14 protein-coding genes are annotated in these 13993 nt (G+C 66.2%); 7 read left to right on the top strand and 7 right to left on the bottom strand.

Going from position 1 to position 13993, the window contains the following annotated elements; translation table 11 throughout:
- The first annotated feature begins 93 nt into the window (after nucleotides 1–93).
- A complete protein-coding gene (locus tag JQ617_RS29785; protein WP_212029448.1) occupies nucleotides 94–792 on the top strand; it encodes a glutathione S-transferase family protein in 699 nt (232 codons plus the stop codon).
- Nucleotides 793–995: 203 nt separating this feature from the next.
- Here JQ617_RS29785 and JQ617_RS40100 read toward each other — a convergent pair whose 3' ends face one another.
- On the bottom strand, nucleotides 996–1199 hold the full coding sequence (locus tag JQ617_RS40100; protein WP_249157687.1) for a cysteine-rich CWC family protein: 204 nt from the start codon (nucleotides 1197–1199) through the stop codon (nucleotides 996–998).
- Nucleotides 1200–1313: 114 nt separating this feature from the next.
- Here JQ617_RS40100 and JQ617_RS29780 point away from each other — a divergent pair, with 114 nt between their 5' ends.
- The 3 genes from JQ617_RS29780 (at nucleotide 1314) to hmuQ (ending at nucleotide 4503) form a co-directional block, all read left to right on the top strand.
- Nucleotides 1314–2882, top strand: a complete 1569-nt coding sequence (locus tag JQ617_RS29780; protein WP_212029447.1) for a DUF1800 domain-containing protein — start codon at nucleotides 1314–1316, stop codon at nucleotides 2880–2882.
- 2 nt (nucleotides 2883–2884) lie between these two features.
- Nucleotides 2885–4102, top strand: coding sequence for a DUF1501 domain-containing protein (locus JQ617_RS29775; RefSeq protein ID WP_212029750.1), 1218 nt, complete (start codon nucleotides 2885–2887; stop codon nucleotides 4100–4102).
- Nucleotides 4103–4179: 77 nt separating this feature from the next.
- Entirely contained in the window at nucleotides 4180–4503 is a 324-nt protein-coding gene (gene hmuQ / locus JQ617_RS29770; protein WP_212029446.1) for a heme-degrading protein HmuQ, read from the top strand.
- 32 nt (nucleotides 4504–4535) lie between these two features.
- Here the strand turns inward: hmuQ and JQ617_RS29765 are convergent, their stop codons facing one another.
- The 6 genes from JQ617_RS29765 to JQ617_RS29740 all read right to left on the bottom strand — a co-directional run bounded on the left by JQ617_RS29765 (nucleotide 4536) and on the right by JQ617_RS29740 (nucleotide 8407).
- A complete protein-coding gene (locus JQ617_RS29765; protein ID WP_212029445.1) occupies nucleotides 4536–5477 on the bottom strand; it encodes an aldo/keto reductase in 942 nt (313 codons plus the stop codon).
- Nucleotides 5478–5733: 256 nt separating this feature from the next.
- Nucleotides 5734–6189 carry a GNAT family N-acetyltransferase gene (locus JQ617_RS29760; RefSeq protein ID WP_212029444.1) on the bottom strand — a complete coding sequence of 152 codons (456 nt, stop codon included), beginning with the start codon at nucleotides 6187–6189 and terminating at the stop codon, nucleotides 5734–5736.
- Nucleotides 6190–6261: 72 nt separating this feature from the next.
- Nucleotides 6262–7068, bottom strand: a complete 807-nt coding sequence (locus tag JQ617_RS29755; protein ID WP_212029443.1) for a PAS-domain containing protein — start codon at nucleotides 7066–7068, stop codon at nucleotides 6262–6264.
- A gap of 125 nt (nucleotides 7069–7193) precedes the next feature.
- On the bottom strand, nucleotides 7194–7352 hold the full coding sequence (locus tag JQ617_RS29750; protein WP_063687351.1) for a hypothetical protein: 159 nt from the start codon (nucleotides 7350–7352) through the stop codon (nucleotides 7194–7196).
- Between the two features lie 73 nt (nucleotides 7353–7425).
- Nucleotides 7426–7602 (bottom strand): hypothetical protein, encoded by a 177-nt coding sequence (locus JQ617_RS29745; protein WP_167358260.1) that lies wholly within the window; start codon nucleotides 7600–7602, stop codon nucleotides 7426–7428.
- A gap of 154 nt (nucleotides 7603–7756) precedes the next feature.
- Entirely contained in the window at nucleotides 7757–8407 is a 651-nt protein-coding gene (locus tag JQ617_RS29740) for a glutathione S-transferase family protein (RefSeq protein WP_063687352.1), read from the bottom strand.
- Nucleotides 8408–9001: 594 nt separating this feature from the next.
- Between JQ617_RS29740 and JQ617_RS29735 the strand changes: the two genes are divergently transcribed.
- The 3 genes from JQ617_RS29735 (at nucleotide 9002) to JQ617_RS29725 (ending at nucleotide 13102) form a co-directional block, all read left to right on the top strand.
- Nucleotides 9002–10204, top strand: a complete 1203-nt coding sequence (locus tag JQ617_RS29735; protein ID WP_063687356.1) for a pyridoxal phosphate-dependent aminotransferase — start codon at nucleotides 9002–9004, stop codon at nucleotides 10202–10204.
- Nucleotides 10205–10379: 175 nt separating this feature from the next.
- Complete coding sequence (locus JQ617_RS29730; protein WP_063687358.1) at nucleotides 10380–10862, top strand: DUF992 domain-containing protein; 483 nt, start codon at nucleotides 10380–10382, stop codon at nucleotides 10860–10862.
- A 191-nt stretch (nucleotides 10863–11053) separates the two neighbouring features.
- Nucleotides 11054–13102 carry an elongation factor G gene (locus JQ617_RS29725; protein WP_212029442.1) on the top strand — a complete coding sequence of 683 codons (2049 nt, stop codon included), beginning with the start codon at nucleotides 11054–11056 and terminating at the stop codon, nucleotides 13100–13102.
- Nucleotides 13103–13993 lie beyond the last annotated feature (891 nt).

The following is a 13993-nucleotide window of genomic DNA, read 5'->3' as shown; positions in this document are numbered from 1 at the left end:
CGGTCACACCGGGGCACCGGCGACGGGACGGCTTTCTTGCGCTCCGCGCCATGACGGTTACTCTGTCCGGCAATCGCAGCAACGGGACCAATCATGTCACTGAAACTCTTCGAACTCGTCGGCACCGATCCCTCGCGCCCCTTCAGCCCGTATTGCTGGCGCACGCGAATGGCGCTGGCGCATAAGGGCCTGTCGGCGGAGACGCTGCCCTGGCGCTTCACCGAGAAGAGCGCGATCGCGCCGCACGGCTCGGAGAAAGTCCCGGTGCTGCTGCATCACGACAAGCCCGTGTTCGATTCCTGGGCCATCGCGAACTATCTCGAGGATAATTTTCCGGATCGGCCGTCGCTGTTCGGCGGCGAAGGCGGCCGCGCCATGGCGCGCATGATCAACGCTTTCGGCGACATCGCCATCGTCGGCGGCATCTTTCCGCTGATCGTCGCCGACATCCCGAACAATCTCGCCGAGGTCGATGCCGTCTACTTCCGGCAGTCGCGCGAGGCGCGCTTCGGCGGCAAGAAGCTGGAAGAGGTGATGGCGAGCCGCGACACCGGCGTCGTCGCCTTCCGCAAGTCGCTGGAGGTGATGCGCCAGACGCTGAAGAAGCAGCCCTTCATCGGCGGAGCTGCGCCGAACTATGCGGACTATATCGTGTTCGGCGGCTTCCAGTGGGCGCGCGTCGTCAGCCCGTTCAAGCTGCTGGAGAGCGACGATCCTGTCTACGCCTGGCGCGAAAAGCTGCTGGATGCATTCGACGGCATGGCGCGGATGTCGCCGGGATTTGCGGTGTAGGGCACACGCCCCACTATGTCGTTGGGGAGCGCACACTCCCTCCTCAACGTCGTCCTGGCGAAGGCCAGGACCCATACCGCGAGGTCTCTCGATCGCAGGTGGTATGCGTACCGAACGACGGGCCTTCGCCAAACTGAATCCTGGGGTAATGGGTCCTGGCTTTCGCCAGGACGACACTGAGGATGTGGCGGTCGTCCCGCGTTCTAACGAACAGCCTCCGTCGCCGCCTTCCGCAAACACTCCCGGCACAGGCAATCCTCGCCCTCGACCGGTATCGGCAGCTTGGCCGTTTCCTCCGCGCACCAGCAGGTGCCCGAGAGGTCGCAGCCGAACTCGGTGCCGCAGCGGGAGCAGGCGAGGCGGCGCGGAAGGGCCGGGGCTGACGGCATTTCTTTCGGATTTGTCATGATTTACGCAAAGGCTTCGCCGTCATTTTCATGTCGGGTTCATCTGTCGCTGCGCTATACTATGCGCTGCGCACGTCTCGGAAAAGCGGTTGGCAAGGCGCGAAGGACAAATCGATGGCCCGCGATTCGCAAGCCGCCCTCGTTGCGCTCAACCGTTTCGGCTTCGGCGCCCGTGGCGGCGCATCGGGCGATCTCATCAACGCGGCCTCCGATCCCAGAGGCTTTGTGAAGGCGGAACTGGCCCGTCCGAACGGCGTGCTGCTGGAGGCGCCGGGCCTGCAATCGACGCCGCAGCTCGGCCAGGCCGTGTTCGCCTATCAAGACCAGGTCAAGCAGGCGCGCGAGGCCGCCAAGGAAACCGCCAAAGCCGCCGCGCCCGCGGAGATGCCGCCGCAGCCGCCTGCCGATCAGAAGCCCGCCTTGCGCCGCAATCTCTCGCTGAACACGGCCGCCACCGAGATCGGCGGCCAGATGACGGATGCGAAGCCTGTCGACGGCGCGGCGAAGCCCGAGATGATGCAGCCGAACGCTTCGCCGCCGCCGGCTGCAAAACCCGCGCCGCAACCGCTCAACGTGATTCAGAAGACTTTTCGCGCCGAGGCGCTGGCGCGCCTGCAGCGCGCGACGCTGGCCGAGTGCGGCTTCACCGAGCGTCTCGTCGTGTTCTGGTCCAACCATTTCTGCATCTCCGCGAGCAAGGGCGAGCTGGCGCGGATCTGGGCCGGCGCGTTCGAGCGCGAGGCGATCCGGCCGCACGTGCTCGGGCGCTTCTCCGACATGCTGAAAGCGGTCGAGCAGCATCCGGCCATGCTGTTCTTCCTCGACAACCAGCAATCGCTCGGGCCGGACTCGCGCGCGGGCCAGAACCGCAAGCGCGGGCTCAACGAAAATCTGGCGCGCGAGATCATGGAGCTGCATACGCTCGGCGTTGGCGGCGGCTACACGCAGGAGGACGTCACCTCGCTTGCGCGCATCATCACCGGCTGGACCTTCGCCGGTCGGCAAGGACAGCTCGGCACGCCCGGCTCCTTCGTGTTCAATACGAATGCACACCAGCCCGGCCCGCAGATGCTGCTCGGCAAGACCTACGAGCCGGCCGGCGTCGCGCAGGGCGAAGCCGCGCTGGCCGACATCGCGCGCCATCCCTCGACCGCGAATTTCATCGCGACCAAGCTCGTCCGTCATTTCGTTGCCGACGATCCGCCGCCGGCGCTCGTCGCGCGATTGCGTGATGTCTTCGTCAAGACCGACGGCGACCTCAAGGCGATGGCGGCCGCACTCGTCGATTCCGACGAGGCCTGGAAGGCTCCGCTGACCAAGATGCGCTCGCCTTACGACTTCCTGGTCGCGAGCGGCCGGCTGCTTGCCCGCGTGCCGGAGGATCCCGGCCGATATCTCAACAGTCTGAACCTGCTCGGTCAGCCGCTGTGGTCTCCGGCGGGTCCCAACGGTTTTCCGGATACCAGCGCGGCATGGGCTGCGCCTGAAGGCATCAAGCTGCGGCTCGACATTGCGGCGCAAGTGGCCTCGCGGCTCGGCGACAATATCGATCCGATCGACCTCCTGGAATTCGCCGCAGCCGACGCCGCATCCATCGAGACGCGCCGCACCATCGAGCGCGCGGAATCGCGGCAGCAGGCGCTGGCGCTGCTGTTGATGTCGCCGGAGATGCAGAGGAGATGATGATGATCGACTGCGTCGAGAACCGCCTCCTCACCTCGCGCCGCGGCCTTCTGCTCGGCGGGGCCTCCTTCGCGGCCTGGGCTTATTTGCCGAAATTCGCGCGCGCGGCCAATGGGCGCGATCCCAGGCTGATCGTGGTGATCCTGCGCGGCGCGCTCGACGGGCTCTCGACCGTCGCGCCGCTCGGTGATCCCGATTATGCCGGCCTGCACGGCTCGATCGCGCTCGCGGCCGACGGCGCGCATCCGGCGATCATGCTCGACAGCTTCTTCGCGCTGCATCCGGCGATGCCGGAGTTCGCACGCATGTATCGCGGCGGACATGCCGCGGTGATCCATGCGGTGGCGACGCCCTATCGCGACCGCTCGCATTTCGACGGCCAGGACGTGCTGGAAAGCGGCTATGCCGGCCCGGGCCGCGTGCAATCCGGCTGGCTCAACCGCGCGCTCGAAGCGCTGCCGCGCGGCGAGCGCGTGTCGAGCGGTCTTGCAGTGGGCCCGACCACGCCGCTGGTGCTGCGCGGCAATGCGCCGACCGTCGGCTGGGCGCCGGTCGCGCTGCCGCAGGCCGACGACGACACCGCGATGCGGCTCGTCGATCTCTACCGTCATCGCGATCCCGCGCTGGCCTCTGCGCTGTCGCAGGGCCTCCAGCTCGAGAAGGCTGCAAGCGGCGACGACATGAAGCCGAAGCCCGGCAATCAGGTCGTGCAGATGCGCCAGGTGGCGCGCGGCGCCGCCAAACTGATGGCGGCCGACGACGGTCCGCGCATTGCCGCGCTCGCCTTCGACGGCTGGGACACGCATGCCAATGAGGGCGGGCCCGTGGGGCGTCTTGCCTTCCTGCTCGGCGGGCTCGACGGCGCACTCGCCGAATTCGAGAGCGGCTTGGGCGATCGCTGGCGCGACACCGCCGTCGTCGTCGCCACCGAATTCGGCCGCACCGCGCGCATCAATGGCACCGACGGCACCGATCACGGCACCGGCACCATCGCGCTGCTCGCCGGCGGCGCGGTCAAGGGCAGCCGCGTCATCTCCGATTGGCCGGGCCTCAAGCTCGCGAACCTCTACGAGGGCCGCGACCTCAAGCCCACCACCGACCTGCGCTCCGTGATCAAGGGCGTGCTGCAGGACCAGTTCGGCCTGTCCGACCGCGTGCTGGCGGAAACGGTGTTCCCGGACAGCGCAAGCGCAAGGCCGATGAAGGGGCTGATTGCTTAACTGTCATTCCCGGCCCGCGCCTTGCGGCGCGTCGGGGAATGACGACATGATGTGGCGAGCATCAGGAGAGACCATCCATGTACATCGCCATGAACCGGTTCCGTGTCGCCAAGGGCTCCGAGGCTGCCTTCGAGCAGGTCTGGCTCACCCGCGACACGCATCTGGACAAGGTGCCGGGCTTCGTCGAATTCCACCTTCTGCGCGGGCCCGAGCTCGAGGATCATACGCTGTACGCCTCGCACACGATCTGGGCGAACCACGCGGCGTTCGATGCGTGGACGAAGTCGGAAGCGTTTCGCGCCGCGCATCACCGGGCCGGCGACAACAAGCCGCTTTATCTCGGCCATCCCCAGTTCGAGGGGTTCGAGGTGATGCAGACGGTCGGACGCGGCGCCAAGTAGCGCCGCGCCGTCGAGATCGGCAGTCGCGATGATCAGCCCAGCGTGATCTTGTCGATCTCGGCCATGTCCTCCGAACTGAGCTTCCACGCGATCGCCTTGACGTTCTGCTCGATCTGCTCGGGGCGGGTGGCACCTGCAATGACGCTGGAGACCTGCGGGCGCGCGGCCAGCCAGGAGAAGGCGAGCTCGAGCATCGAGTGTCCGCGCGCCTTGGCGAAGGCCTGCAGCTTCTCGACGATCGCCTCGTTGCGCGGGGTGACATAGCGATCGCGCAGCCGTGGCGTCTGGCCGAAGCGGGTGTCGCCGGGCGCAGCCTCGCCCTTCTTGTACTTGCCGGTCAGCAGCCCGCTCGCGAGCGGGAAGAACGGCAGCAGGCCGAGCTTGTATTCGGTGGCGGCCGGCAGCAGATCCTTCTCGATGTCGCGCACGACGAGCGAGTATTCGTCCTGGCACGACACGAAGCGGCTGACATTCATCGCGCGCGCGACATACTCCGCTTCCGCGATACGCCATGCCGGGAAGTTCGAATTGCCGATGTAGCGCACCTTGCCCTGCCGCACGAGATCGTCGAGCGCGCGCAGGCTCTCCTCGATCGGCGTCAACGGGTCGTAATCGTGCTGCTGGTAGAGATCGATGTAATCGGTCTTCAGCCGCTTCAGGCTCGCCTCCACGGCCGCCATGATGTAGCGGCGCGAGGCGCCCTGCTTGGTGCCGTCCTCCGCCATCGGCTTGCAATATTTCGTCGCCAGCACGATGTCCTTGCGGCGATCGCCCAGCACCGCGCCGAGCACGGTCTCCGAGCCGCCCATGTTCGAATAGATGTCGGCGGTGTCGAACAGCGTGATGCCGAGGTCGAGCGCGCGATGGATCACCTTGCGCGAGGCTTCGAGGTCGATGCGCTGGCCGAAATTGTTGCAGCCGAGGCCGACCGCGGACACGCGAAGGCCGGAGGCGCCGAGATTACGAATTTCCATGGGGGATCCTGTGGGAGATGAACGGCCGGCATTCTGACCGCCGTGCGCCGCAGCAGCAAGCTGCCCGCCGCGCTGCTGCCATGCCGGCGGCGCGGACAAAAAAATGCGGCCCCTGTCAGACGCGGCGACTGACGGGGACCGCTTGGGGCGCTTGATCGGTGACGGGGGGCCTGATCAGACGCAGCTGCAACTTAATCCCGGTGTGTTACGCGCCGGTGACAGGCCGAGTTATCCACAGGCCGAATGCCGCCGGGGATCAGAAGATCTTGCGATAGACGATGAAGCCGGAGCGCTCGGCGACCTTGTCGTACAGGCTTTGCGCGGTGGTATTGGTCTCGTGGGTCTGCCAGTAGACCCGCGGCGATCCCGCGAGCTTGGCGCGCTCGTAGACGCCGTAGATCAGCGCTGAGGCGATGCCCTTGCCGCGCGCAGCCTGCAGCGTGAACAGGTCCTGCAGGTAGCAGGACGGCTCGATCGCGGTGGTGCTGCGATGGAACAGATAGTGCGTCATGCCGAGCAGCGTGCCGTCGCTCTCGGCCACCAGCGCATGCACCGGCTCATAGGCATCGAAGAAGCGCTGCCACGTCACCTCGGTGATCTTCGGCGAGAGCGCAGTCGGACCGGAGCGGCCGTAGAAGGCATTGTAGCCGTCCCACAGCGGCAGCCATTGATCGTAGTCCTGCCTCGTGACGGAGCGAATGGTGAGCGACATCTGAAAATCCCGCGATCGATGAAGTGTCCTTCATACGGGATGAGGGGAGCACCGATCAATCGCGCAATCGCCTCACTCCGCAACGCGCAGATACCGGATCAGCTTGCGGTTCGCGGGGTCGCGCAGCGAGCGGTAGTAATCGGCGCGCGCCGGCGCGTCGGTGTGGCGCACGAGGTCGGTGACCGGCGTATAGCTCAGCATGCGTCCGCCGTCGGGCAGCGCGGCGCAGACGAAGCGCAGCACCTCGCCATTGCGCAGCTTGATGGTGATCGGCCTGGCATCGCCGACCCGCACCATCTCCATGCGCTGCGCGATAAAGGTGCCGAGCTCGTCCTCCGGCAGCTCGAACGCGCCGGTGTCGCGGCCGTGATACATCAGCGCGATGAACGGCGGCTTGCTGTCGGCCATTTCATCCGGCAGCGCGAAATAGTCGCGGAAGGCGCGGTTGATGAACTCGGCGCGCGTCTCGGTATCGAGCAGCACGATGCCGATGTCGACCTGGTCGAGCGCGGCTGACAGCCGCGCGGCGAGCGCGTGGCTCTGGCGCTCCGCGGCGAAGGTCGCGAGCAGCCGCTCGCGCATCAACCCGGTGATGCCTGCGGTGCCGAAGGCCGTCACGGCGAGCAGCCCAACCAGGTCCGCGCCGGCGTAGAAGGAGGTGGCGCGATGATTGAGGAAGAACAGCGCCGCGCCGACGACCGCGAGGGCTGCGCTGGTCATGGCGGCGGCAAAGCCCGCGAGCGCGCCGGCCAGCGCGACGATGCAGACGAACAATGGCGCAGGCGAGGGAACGTGGACGGCGCGATCGAGCAGAAGCGCCAGCAGCGTGACCGCTACCGTCAGCATTGGACCGGACATCGCGCGCCATCCGAACCGCATGGCCTCTCGTTCCTCCCTGAACGAGTAAGGGCGCAACACTGACTCATTGTTGCGATGACGCAGTGCGAAATCGCGCGGAGCCCTTAAGGGCGGCTTGAGACGCGGCGCAAAGCTTTCGGATGATTTTAGGTCAAATGCACGTGCCTGATGCGCTGTTGCTGCGCGGGCGCATTCAGCGTCGAGCTGCCCGGGCTCTTGCGCATGCCGGTGAAGATCAGCAGCGAGGCCGCGACCAGGATGGCCGCGGTGAGGGTGATTGCAACGATGACCACAGGTGATTTCATCGACGTCCTGTCGCGCTGCCGGCCGGCGCGGGGCGTGCGGCGCCCTGAAGGCTCGTCGAGGATGAAACGGGAATCAGACCGGCAGGCCCATCGCCATGGTCGCCTTGGTCGACAGCACCGTCAGGGTGACGATCAGGCACAGCGAGAGCGCGGCGACGGCGAGCGAAGCCGCGACCGCGTTGGTCAGCCGGGAAGACGAAACGGTATCGGTTTGGCTCTGAAAGCCTGCCGTGCCGGACGCCCGAGTCATGGTCTAAATCCTTCAACGCGCGAGCGAATCACCCGCGACACCGAACAATTTCACCATCTCAACCGGCAATATTGCGGCAGCCGCCGCGCCGAACGTGGCGGGATTGCGGCAAAGGTTAACGCTATGCCCGCTATTTCTTAACGCTGCACCGGTTTCAGGCCCCTGCCGCGATGCTGGCGGGGTCGTCGATGTCGGCCGGCCGCCAGTCCATCGACACGAATCCGGGTGCGGCCTCGACCCGCTTCAGCCAGTCCCGGATCGCCGGAAAGGCCTCGAGGTCGAAGTCGCAGCGGTCGGCAAGGTGGGTGTAGCCGTACAGCGCGATGTCGGCGACCGTGAGCTGGCGGGCAGCAAAATAGGAATTGGTCTTGAGGTGGTTCTCCATCACCTGGAGCGCGCCGTAGCCGCGCTCCATCCAGTCCTCCAGCGCGTGGGTCTGCAGGTCGCGGCCGCCCTTGACCAGCGACAGCCAGAAATAGGCGGCGCCGATATTCGGCTCGAGCGCGTGCTGCTCGAAGAACATCCATTGCAGCGCCTCGGCGCGGTCGATGCGATTCTCCGGCGCGAGCGGCGTGCCGACGGCGACGTACCACAGGATGGCGTTGGACTCGGCGAGGAAGCGGTCCCCGCCGACCTCGAGCAGCGGCACCTGGCCCGACGGGTTCTTCGACAGGAAGTCCGGCGTGCGGCTCTCGCCGCGCAGAATGTCCACCTCCACCGCTTCGTAAGGGACGTTCAACAGCGCCAGCGCAAGGCGGACCTTGTAGCTGTTGCCGGAGCGTTGCATCGAATAGAGCTTGTACATTCCGGAGTTCTGAACCGAGGACGGGAAGACGCGGCGCTTGTTGCCCCGCAGCGCGGCTAAACAATGATGCCGATGCGAATCCGCCGCAAGGGCCAGCCAATAGAAAAACTCGAAAACCCTACCGCGCTGCAGCGCCGCGGAAGATCATTTCCACGCGACCACGCGACACAGTTCACGCTTGCGTCAACGCGTGGCGGTGGTGTGCCGCGTTGGTGTGAGGGGCGCCTTCTCTCCGTCAGAACGCAAATGTCTCCGCGTCGTCATGGCCGGGCTTGTCCCGGCCATCCACGTCTTGACCGCGGCAAGAAGAGCGTGGATGCCCGGGACGAGCCCGGGCATGACGAGCCCTCATTTTGAGACCGCTAAGCGCGTAAAATTGCTCCGAGGACAAGCCTTGCCGGATATGAGGGGTTTGCGCGGCAAAGTTGCGGGAAATTGCCGGAAAACAGGCCTTGAACCGCGCCAAATCGTAAACTTTTTCGGGATCGGGCCGAAGTTTCTTGCGATGCAGCGGCGCACGTTTTAGGGTGGCTCCATTCCCACAATCAGAGTCGTGGCGACCCATGGGTTCACGACGCTTGTCAGGAGATGACGATGTCCTTCCTTGCCGCTGCGCTCGACCGTGTGAAGCCGTCCGCGACCATCGCGGTCACGGATAAAGCACGCGCGCTGAAAGCGGCGGGCCGCAACGTCATCGGCCTCGGTGCCGGCGAGCCCGACTTCGACACGCCCGCCAACATCAAGCTGGCGGCGATCCACGCCATCGAAGCCGGCAAGACCAAGTACACCGCGGTGGACGGCATTCCCGAGCTGAAGGAAGCCATCATCGCCAAGTTCCAGCGCGAGAACGGCGTGGTCTACAAGCCGAACCAGATCATCGTCGGCACCGGCGGCAAGCAGGTGCTCTACAACGCGCTGATGGCGACCATGAATCCGGGCGACGAGGTGATCATCCCCGCGCCGTACTGGGTCAGCTATCCTGAAATGGTGGCGCTCGCCGGCGGCGAGCCGGTGCCGGTGGTCTGCACCGCCGCGACCGGTTTCAAGCTGCAGCCCGAGGCGCTCGAGCGCGCGATCACGCCGAAGACCAAATGGGTCATCCTGTGCTCGCCGTCGAACCCGACCGGTGCGGCCTACACCAGGGCCGAGCTGAAGGCGCTCACCGACGTGCTCGTGAAGCATCCGCATGTCTGGGTGATGACCGACGACATGTACGAGCACCTCGTCTATGACGACTTCCAGTTCACCACGGTCGCGCAGGTCGAGCCGAAACTCTACGACCGCACGCTCACCGTGAACGGCGTGTCGAAGGCCTATTGCATGACCGGTTGGCGTATCGGCTATGCCGGCGGCCCGGCCCAGCTCATCAAGGCGATGTCGACCATCCAGTCGCAGTCGACCTCGAACCCGTCGTCGATCGCGCAGTGGGCGGCGGTGGAAGCGCTGAACGGTCCGCAGGACTTCATCCCCGCCAACAACAAGGTGTTCAAGGAGCGCCGCGACCTCGTGGTCTCCATGCTCAACCAGGCCAAGGGCATCGAGTGCCCGCGTCCCGAGGGTGCGTTCTACGTCTATCCGTCTTGCGCCGGCACGATCGGCAAGACCGCGCCGTCGGGCAAGGTGATCGGCAATGACGAGGACTTCGTCACCGAGCTGCTGGAGACCGAAGGCGTCGCCGTGGTGCAGGGCTCGGCCTTCGGCCTCGGCCCGGCGTTCCGCATCTCCTACGCGACCAAGACCTCGGACCTCGAAGACGCCTGCAAGCGCATCCAGCGCTTCTGCGGCAATCTTCGCTGAGCCTGCCGCGACAGTGCAAATTGGAAAGGCCCGCCTCCGGCGGGCCTTTTTGTTGATCGCACGCTCATCGGGGCGCGCGATCTGGCCCCGCCAGGGGTCTTGTGGCATAGACCATCGCGCAACACGGGCAGGGAGCTCTCTCTGCTCGCATCACATCCATCGCCGGAGATCTTTCATGCGCCGCTCACTCCTCCTCGCCGGACTCACTGTCGCGAGCCTCGTTGCTTCCGTCGCCGGCGGCAGCGCACAGCAGCAGCGCATGGTGCGGGTCGGCGTGCTCGAATGCCGCGGCGGCGCCAGCGTCGGCTTCATCGTGGGCTCGGTGACCAATCTCGGCTGCGTGCTGCGCGCCGACGGCCTGCCCGATGACCGCTACGTCGCGACGATCCGCAAAGTGGGCCTCGACATCGGCATCACCCAGGAGACCACGCTGGCCTGGGGCGTGTTCGCGCCGGTCGACCGGCTCGGCCCCGGCGATCTCTCCGGCAATTACGCGGGCGCGCAGGGCAGCGCCGCGCTCGGCGTCGGTGTCGGCGGCAACGTGCTGGTCGGCGGCTCCAACAATTCGATCGCGCTCCAGCCGCTCAGCGTGCAGGGCCAGGTCGGCCTCAGCGTCGCCGCCGGCCTCGAAAGCCTGGAACTGCGTCCGGGCCGTTAAGACAATGTCGCTTTACCTCTCCCCATCGGGGAGAGGTGGAACAGCGCGGCTGATCTCCAAGACTTTACAACGGATTCAACCGACGACGCACCGCAGCGACGTTTGACGCTTGCCAAATCTCGGGGACGGGCAGAGCATCTGCGTTTGCCGACCCAATCATGGGCCGAGCTCCACACCAAGGAGGCGGCGAAATGGGACAAGACGTCAGAAGTCCCCGAGGTCCACGGTGCATCGCGCTGGTGGGCCCTTTCCAAAGCGGTAAAACCACTCTTCTCGAAGCAATACTGGCGCGAACGGGCGCAATCCCGCGCGCCGGCAGCGTCGACGCCGGAACATCCGTCGGCGACGCCACTCCGGAGGCCCGTCATCACAAAATGACCGTCGGCCTCACTGCCGCCACCACGAGCTTCATGGGCGACAGCTACACCTTCCTCGATTGTCCCGGTTCCGTCGAGTTTGCCCACGACATGCGCGCCGCGCTGCCTGCGGTCGACGCCGCCGTCGTGGTCTGCGAGGCCGACGAGAAGAAGCTGCCGCAGCTTCAGATCATCCTGCGCGAGCTGGAAGAGCTGAAGATCCCGCGTTTCCTGTTCCTCAACAAGATCGACCGCGCCAACAAGCGCATCCGCGAGACCCTCGCGATGCTCCAGCCCGCCTCGCGCGTGCCGCTGGTGCTGCGCCAGATCCCGATCTGGAAGGGCGAGCTGATCGAAGGGTTCGTCGATCTCGCGCTGGAGCGCGCCTTCATCTATCGCGAGCACAAGGCCTCCGAGGTGGTCGCGCTCGAAGGCGGCGACCTCGACCGCGAGAAGGAGGCCCGCTTCTCGATGCTGGAGAAGCTCGCCGACCACGACGACGCGCTGATGGAGCAATTGCTCGAGGACATCCAGCCGCCGCGCGATGCGGTGTTCGACGATCTCGCCCGCGAACTGCGCGAAGGACAGATCTGCCCGGTGCTGCTCGGCGCGGCGGCGCGCGAAAACGGCGTGCTGCGCCTGATGAAGGCGCTGCGCCACGAAGCGCCCGGCGTCGCGGAGACCGCAAAACGTCTCGGCGCGCCCGAGAGCAAGGATGCGCTCGGCTACGTCTTCAAGACGCTGCATTCGCAGCACGGCGGCAAGCTGTCGCTGACGCGGCTGCTCGCCGGCCATCTCGACGACGGCGCCACGCTGCAATCCTCCTCCGGCGGCTCCGGGCGCATCTCCGGCATCCTTGCCGTCAACGGCGCCTACGACACCAAGCGCGCGTCGGCGGAAGCCGGCGATACGGTGGCGCTCGCCAAGCTCGATCCGGTCAAGACTGGCGACACGGTCTCGAGCGGCAAGACCCAGCCCGCGGCGCTGGTCGCGGAGGAGACCACCTCGGCCGTGCTCGCGATCTCCGTTGCGGCCACCGACCGCAAGGACGACGTCAAGCTCGGCCAGTCGTTGATGCGGCTGCATGAGGAGGATCCCTCGCTCATGATCGTGCAGAACCCCAAGACCCACGACACCGTGCTGTGGGGCCAGGGCGAGATGCACCTGCGCGTCGCCAGCGAGCGCTTGCGCGACCGCTTCGGCGTCAAGGTCACCTCGCATCCGCCCGCGATCGGCTATCAGGAGACCATCCGCAAGCCGATCACCCAGCGCGGCCGTCACAAGAAGCAGTCCGGCGGCCACGGCCAGTTCGGCGATGTCGTGCTCGACATCAAGCCGCTGCCGCGCGGCGATGGCTTCAAGTTCACCGAGAAGGTGGTCGGCGGCGCAGTGCCGCGCAACTACATCCCTGCGGTGGAGGAGGGCGTCGTCGACGGGCTGACGCGCGGTCCGCTCGGCTTCCCCGTCACCGACGTGCAGGTGACGCTGACCGACGGCTCCTATCACAGCGTCGACAGCTCCGATCTCGCCTTCCGCACGGCGGCGCGGGTCGGGCTCAACGAAGGCCTGCCGCAATGCCAGCCGGTGCTGCTGGAGCCGATCCACGTGGTCGAGATCGTCTGTCCTACCGACGCCACCGCCAAGATCAACGCGATCCTGTCGGCGCGGCGCGGTCAGATCCTCGGCTTCGACACCCGCGACGGCTGGAGCGGCTGGGACTGCGTCCGCGCCATGATGCCGGAAGCCGAGATCGGCGAGCTCATCGTCGAGCTGCGTTCGGCCACGGCAGGCGCTGGCAGCTTCACCCGTCAGTTCGACCACATGGCCGAAGTCACCGGCCGCGCCGCCGACCAGATCATCGCCGCCCACCAGCACGCGGCGTGATCCGTTAGGGCGGCATCGCTCTCTCCTCTCTCCGTTCTTTACGGGGAGAGGGTGGGGTTCCACGCGCGGCGTCTAATTAGGCCTCGCTCTCTCCACCCGTCATTGCGAGCGCAGCGAAGCAATCCAGAATCTTTCCGCGGAAGGATTCTGGATTGCTTCGTCGCTGCGCTCCCCGCAATGACGGACGTGTGGGGTGGCCGCGCTTTCGCCCGGCCGTGTCCCGGACGCGCTGCAATGCGCAGCATTGCAGCGCAGAGCCGGGACCCAGAAAGCTACGAAACTAACTGCTGCATGGGCCCCGGCTCTGCGGCGCATCACTTCGCGCTGCGCCGCGTCCGGGGCACAAGAGCGGAGTTTGGCGCAACTGCAGCTTCCCGGTCATTGCGAGCGCAGCGAAGCAATCCAGAATCTTTCCGCGGGGATTCTGGATTGCTTCGTCGCTGCGCTCCTCGCAATGACGGACGTGTGGGGTGGCCGCGCCTCCGCCCGGCCGTGTCCCGGACGCGCTGCAATGCGCAGCATTGTGCGCAGAGCCGGGACCCAGAAAGCTACGAAACTAGCTGCTGCATGGGCCCCGGCTCTGCGGCGCATCACTTCGCGCTGCGCCGCGTCCGGGGCACAAGAGCGGAGTTTGGCGCAACTGCAGCGTCCCCGTCATTGCGAGCGCAGCGAAGCAATCCAGGGTCTCTTTCCGCGGAAGGATTCTGGATTGCTTCGTCGCTGCGCTCCTCGCAATGACGGACGTGTGGGGTGGCCGCGCTTTCGCCCGGCCGTGTCCCGGACGCGCTGCAATGCGCAGCATTGCTGCGCAGAGCCGGCAACTGTTATGTCGGCTTGGCCTTTAGGTAGGGCTTCCTTTCGCGCATCATGGCGTTGAGGACGGTTAGTAGC

Source organism: Bradyrhizobium sp. KB893862 SZCCT0404 (assembly GCF_018130885.1).
Lineage (GTDB): Bacteria > Pseudomonadota > Alphaproteobacteria > Rhizobiales > Xanthobacteraceae > Bradyrhizobium > Bradyrhizobium stylosanthis.
Note: the sequence above shows the minus strand (reverse complement) of the source record. Positions and strands in the feature narration are given on the sequence as shown.